The organism is Kitasatospora sp. NPDC057512, from assembly GCF_042802135.1.
GTDB lineage: Bacteria > Actinomycetota > Actinomycetes > Streptomycetales > Streptomycetaceae > Kitasatospora.
Map to the genome: position 1 here is coordinate 1 of NZ_JBHVET010000605.1, position 5495 is coordinate 5495.

Consider the following 5495-nt stretch of genomic DNA (forward strand, 5'->3'; position numbering starts at 1 on the left):
CCCCCACGCAGACGCCCCGCCCGTCCTTCCGCCCCCCCCGTCCCCCGCACAGCCCCGGCGGCTCCTCCGCACAGCCCCGGCGGGCCCTCCGCCCCGTCAGCCCAGCGGCGCCCGGGGCACGATGACCGGCGCGCCGTCGCCCGGCGCCGCGAGCACATGGCTGTCGATGTCGTACAGCGCCCGCACCAGCGGAGCGTCCACCACCTCGCGCGGCGGCCCGCAGGCCACCACCGCGCCGTCCCGCAGCGCGACCAGCAGGTCCGCGTACCGGGCGGCCGCCGCGAGGTCGTGCAGCACCATGACCACCGTGCGCCCACCCGCCGCGACCCGGCGGACCAGCTCCAGCACCTCCACCGCGTGCCCGAGGTCGAGCGCGCTGGTCGGCTCGTCGAGCAGCACCACCGGGGTGTCCTGGGCGAGCACCATGGCCAGCCAGCAGCGCTGGCGCTGGCCGCCGGAGAGCCGGTCGAGCCGGCGGTCGGCCAACTCCTCCACCCCGGTGGCGCGCAGGGCCTCGGCGGTCAGCCGCTCGTCCTCCGCCGACCACTGGCGGAACAGCCCCTGGTGCGGATGGCGGCCGTAGCGGACGAGCCCGGCGACGGTCACCGCCTCCGGGGCCTGCGGGCTCTGCGGCAGCAGCGCGACCCGGTGGGCGGCCTGGCGCGGGCGCAGCCGCCACACGTCCTCGCCACCGACCAGGACCCGCCCGCCGTCCGGCCGGTGCAGCCGCGCGACGGACCGCAGCAGGGTGGACTTCCCGCAGCCGTTCGGGCCGACCACCGCCACCACCCGGCCGGCCGGGACGGTGAGGTCGACGCCGCCGAGCACCGGGCGCCCCGGCCCGTAGCCGGCGCTGAGTCCCTGGATCGTCAACTCCATGGCAGCTCCCCCTCGACCGACGCCCGCTCAGCTGCCGCCGAGCGCCTTGGCGAGGTCGCCGATGACGACGTCCGCGGCGAGCGGACCGCCCCGGGTGGACCAGACCGAGCCGTCCACGGTGACGGCGTGGTTGTTCTTCACCGCGCCCAGCTCCTGGTACGCGGGCTTGGACTGGACGTCCTTGAGCGCGGTCTTGCCGTCGTCGGTCAGGGTGGAGAGGAACAGCCAGTCGCCGTCGATCTCGTTGAGCTTCTCCAGGCTGAGCGCCGGGCTGTGGGCGTTGCCGTCCTTGTCCTGCGCGGCCGGGCGGGTCAGCCCCATGTCCAGGGCGACGCCACTGGCGAACTGCTTCTTCTCCATCCAGCTCGGGCCGGTGGGGTTCCAGCGGACGATGGAGACGGCGGCGCCCTTGTTCCTGCCGAGCTCGCCGCCCGCCTTGGCGGCCTTGGCCTCGTAGTCGCCGATCACCTTGTTGGCCTGGTCGAGCTTGTTGACGGCGTTGCCGATGCCCCGGAAGGCGAGCTTCCAGTCGTCGGTGGGCGCCATGGTGACCAGCGTGGCGGGGGTGATCTCGCGCAGCTGCTTGAGCACCTGCTCGTCCTGCATGTCACCGGCCAGGATCAGGTCGGGCTTGGCGGCGATCACCTTGTCCATCACGGGCTGGAGCAGGTTCCCGACCACCGGGACGCCCTGCACCTTGTCCTTGAGGTACGCGGGCGGCTCGGCCAGCCCCTGGCCGTTGGTGATGCCGGCCGGCTTGACGCCGAGGGCGAGCACCGCGTCCAGGTCCTCCTGGGTGAGGGTGACGATCCGCTTGGGCTCGGCGGGGACCTCGACGGCCTTGCCGGTGGCGTCCTTGACGGTGCGCTTGCCGGCGTCGCCGCCCTTTCCGCCACCCGCCGCGTCGGCCGCCGGGGAGGCGGCCGCGGACGAACCCGAGGAGGAGGAGCCGGAGGAGCCGCAGCCGGTGAGCAGGAGCGCGGCCGCCCCGGTGACGGCCAGCGCCTGGGCCGCACGGCGGCGGACGGGGCTGAGCGGGCGACGGGCGAACGGCATGGGTGCCTCCGGGCAGCGGTGGTACGGGAGTTGAGCGGAGTCCGGGCAGTTCGGCGGGGCGGAGGGGCCCCGCGGGACGGACTCGACCATTAGGTTAGCCTTACCTTATGACATTGTCGCAAGCCGGCGTCACCAAGGCGCCCCCCGCCACCGCGCCGGAGCCCCGACGGCCCGGGGGCCGCTCGGAGGGGCCCGGGGGCCGCCCGGAGGGCACCCGCCCCACCTGGCCGGCCGTCACGGCGGCGGTGGTGCTCCTGCTCGCCCTGGCCGCGCTCTCGCTGTCGGTCGGCGCCGGCGAGGTCGGCCCCGGGCGGGTGCTGGACTACCTGCTGAACCACGGCGGCGCCCGCGCCGACAGCCGGCTGGCCCTGGTCGTCGGCGACCTGCGACTGCCGCGCACCCTCACCGCCCTGCTGGTCGGCGCGGCGCTCGGCGTCGCCGGGGCGCAGCTGCAGTCCGTCACCCGCAACCCGCTGGCCGAGACCGGCCTGCTCGGCGTCAACGCCGGCGCCTCGCTGGGCGTCGTGCTCGGCATCGCCGTGCTCGGCGTGCAGAGCTCCTACGGCTACCTCGCCTTCGCCTTCGGCGGCGCCGTGCTCGCCAGCGCGCTGGTGCTGCTGATCGCGGGCAGCCGGGGCGGCGGCTCGCCGATGCGGCTGGTGCTGGGCGGCTCCGCGGTCGGCGCCACCTTCGGCGGGCTCACCGGCGTGCTGATCGTCAACTCGCCCGAGGCCTACGACCGTTACCGGGTCTGGGTGCTCGGCTCGCTGGCCGGGGTGGAGGGCTGGAGCACACTCGCCCGGCTCGCCCCCGTCCTCGGCGCCGGCTTCCTGCTCGCCGCGCTCACCACCCGGCCGCTCACCGCCCTGGCGCTCGGCGACGACCTGGCCCGCGGCCTCGGCCACCGCCCCGGCGCCACCCGGGCCGCGGTCGCCGTCGCGGTCACCCTGCTGACCGCCTCCGCGGTCGCCCTGGCCGGGCCGGTGTCCTTCCTCGGCCTGCTGGCCGGCTTCCTCGCCCGGGCCCTCGCCGGGCCGCGGATCGGCCGACTGACCCTGCTCGCCGGACTGTTCGGCGCGGCCGTGCTGACCGGCGCCGACGTCCTCGCCCGGGTGGTGGCCAGGCCGTACGAGGCACCGGTGTCGGTGATCGTCGCCCTCGTCGGCGCCCCCGCCCTGATCGCCATCGTCCGCTCCCGGCGCTCCGCCGCGCTCGCCCTCAGCGACCCGGCCGAGGCCACCCCGCCGGCCGGTCGGCGGGCCGAACCACCGGCCCCGAAGCCGGATCTGGCACTGCGCTACGGCGCCTGGTCGCTGCTGCTCCCCCGCCGGGCGCTGGCCGCCTCGCTCGGCCTGGCCGCCGCCCTGCTCGCCGCCGTCGTGGTCGCCGCCCACGCCGGGCAGAGCGAACTCGACCTCGGCCGCACCTTCCAGGCCGTGTTCGGCTACGGCGACCGCCTCGACGTGCTGCTGGTGCAGAAGTTCCGGCTCGGCCGGATCGTCGCCGCACTCGCCGCCGGGGCCGCGCTCGGCCTGGCCGGCTGCCTGACCCAGACCCTCGCCCGCAACCGCCTGGCCACCCCCGAACTCCTCGGCGTCAACGACGGCGCGACCGCGGCCGTGCTGATCTCGGCCACCGCCTCCGGCACCTTCGGCGCCTGGTGGGCCGGACCGCTCGGCGCGCTGGCCGCCGTCCTGGTGGTCACCCTCGTCTCCGGCGGGCTCGGCGCGCGCGGCTACCGGGTGCTGGTCGTCGGCCTCGCGATGTCCGCCCTGGCGTCGGCGGTGATCCAGGTCGCGCTGGCCCGCCGCTCGCTCAACTCCGCCGGTTCGCTGTACGTCTGGACCTCCGGCAGCCTCAACGGCCGGGACCTCGCGATCGCCACGCCCGTCCTGGTCGGGCTCGCCGTGCTGGTGCCGCTCGCCCTGGTGGTGGCCCGGCGACTGGCGGTGCTGCGCTTCGACGACAGCGTCGCCTCCGCGCTCGGCGTCGACCCGGGCCGGGTGCGGCTCGCCTGCCTGCTGCTGGCCGTCGCCCTGGCCGGGCTGGCGGTCGGCGTCTGCGGGCCGGTCGGCTTCGTGGCACTGGCCGCGCCGGTGATCGCCGGGCGACTGGCCGGGCCCGCACGGGTGCCGGTGCTCGGCTCGGCCCTGACCGGCGCCCTGCTCGTCGTCCTCGCGGACACCCTGGGACGGGTGCTGCTCGGCGGGGTGGAGATCCCCGTCGGCATCGTCACCACCGTCCTCGGCGGCCCGTTCCTGCTCTGGGTGCTGCTCAGCCGCAAGGGCAGCCCCGCGTGACCACCCCTGGAGAACCCACCGTGGAAGCCCCGCCCGTCGTCGCCATCGACCCCGCCGACCCCGCCTACCGCCTGGTCACCTTCACCCACCGGGAGGCCGACTGCGACGGCGTGCTCGCCCTGCTGCACACCGTCACCGACAAGGACCGCCACGCCGGGGACCTGACACCGCACCTGATGGAGCGTCAGGCCGACGGAACCTGGTCGATCACCTACCGGCTGCGCGAGGACCACCGCGCCTCCTACCAGCTGTACCCCTTCCGGGGCGAGGCCCCCGGCACCACCCGCGCCGACTGGCTGCGCGTCCTGGACCGGGCCCGCCCCGACCCGTACGACACCGAACCCCGGCTGCCCGCCCGCGACGGCCGGCACCCCTCCTCGGTGCTCAGCCTGCCCGCCGCGCCCGCGCAGCCGTACGTGGCGCGGCGCGACGGCGTGCCGCGCGGGCGGACCGTCGCGCACACGGCGGCCGGCCGGCGGGTGGACGTCCACCTCCCGGCCGGGCACCGCGCGGACGGCGGACCGTACCCGGTCGCGGTGCTGCTGGACGGCGAGATGTGGGGCGGGGTGCTGTCCGTCGGCGACACCCTCGACAACCTGACGGCGGACGGCGCGATCCCGCCCACCGTCGCCCTGCTCGTGCACACCATGGGCCCGCAGCGGCCGGACGACCTGAGCTGCAACCCGGCCTTCGTCGACCTCCTCGCCGACCGCCTCCTCCCCTGGGCCGCAACGGAGTTCGGCGCGAGCACCGCCCCCGCCGACACCGTGGTCGCGGGCCAGAGCGCGGGCGGCCTCACCGCCGCCTACGCCGCCTACCGCCGCCCGGAGCGCTTCGGCAACGCGCTCTCCCAGTCCGGCTCCTTCTGGTGGCCCGACGAGACCGAGTTCGACGTCGGCAGCGAGTGGCTGACCCGCCGCCTCGCCGCCGAACAGCGGCGCCCGGCCCGCTTCTGGATCGAGGTCGGACTCCAGGAGTGGATGCTGCTCGCCCAGAACCGCCACCTGCGCGACGTCCTCACCGCCCGCGGCTACGACCTCGCCTACCGCGAGTTCAACGGCGGCCACGACTACGCCTGCTGGCGCGGCGGCCTGGCCGACGGGCTCGCCCACCTGCTGGGCGGCCGGTGACCCGCGGACCGGCCGGCCCGCGATCGGTCGGCGGCGGCGATCGGGGACCTCACCCCTGATCGCCGCCGGCGGTCGCGGTCGGGATCCGAGAACGGCGTCACCGCCTTCTGCCGGGGGTCCACGATCAGGT

The 5495-nt window shown here is 76.4% G+C and carries 4 protein-coding genes; 2 read left to right on the plus strand and 2 right to left on the minus strand.

Annotated features, from left to right (window positions below):
- Positions 1-96: 96 nt before the first annotated feature.
- Both ACFU6K_RS30130 and ACFU6K_RS30135 read right to left on the minus strand, forming a co-directional pair.
- The gene (locus tag ACFU6K_RS30130) at positions 97-879 is read right to left on the minus strand and encodes an ABC transporter ATP-binding protein (protein WP_049658517.1); all 783 of its coding nucleotides are present in this window, start codon (positions 877-879) and stop codon (positions 97-99) included.
- Positions 880-906: 27 nt separating this feature from the next.
- Entirely contained in the window at positions 907-1935 is a 1029-nt protein-coding gene (locus ACFU6K_RS30135; protein ID WP_380668319.1) for an ABC transporter substrate-binding protein, read from the minus strand.
- 107 nt (positions 1936-2042) lie between these two features.
- Between ACFU6K_RS30135 and fhuB the strand changes: the two genes are divergently transcribed.
- Together fhuB and fes are read left to right on the plus strand one after the other, a co-directional pair.
- Positions 2043-4235 (plus strand): Fe(3+)-hydroxamate ABC transporter permease FhuB, encoded by a 2193-nt coding sequence (gene fhuB, locus ACFU6K_RS30140; protein ID WP_380668321.1) that lies wholly within the window; start codon positions 2043-2045, stop codon positions 4233-4235.
- The gene (gene fes, locus ACFU6K_RS30145) at positions 4199-5365 is read left to right on the plus strand and encodes an enterochelin esterase (RefSeq protein ID WP_380668323.1); all 1167 of its coding nucleotides are present in this window, start codon (positions 4199-4201) and stop codon (positions 5363-5365) included. The genes fhuB and fes overlap by 37 nt, the downstream gene beginning before the upstream one ends.
- Positions 5366-5495 lie beyond the last annotated feature (130 nt).

What these genes read in the sequence shown, in the direction of transcription:
- ACFU6K_RS30130 (WP_049658517.1), bottom strand. Translation starts at nt 879, where the DNA reads ATGGAGTTGACGATCCAGGGACTCAGCGCCGGCTACGGGCCGGGGCGC.
- ACFU6K_RS30135 (WP_380668319.1), bottom strand. Translation starts at nt 1,935, where the DNA reads ATGCCGTTCGCCCGTCGCCCGCTCAGCCCCGTCCGCCGCCGTGCGGCC.
- fhuB (WP_380668321.1), top strand. Translation starts at nt 2,043, where the DNA reads ATGACATTGTCGCAAGCCGGCGTCACCAAGGCGCCCCCCGCCACCGCG.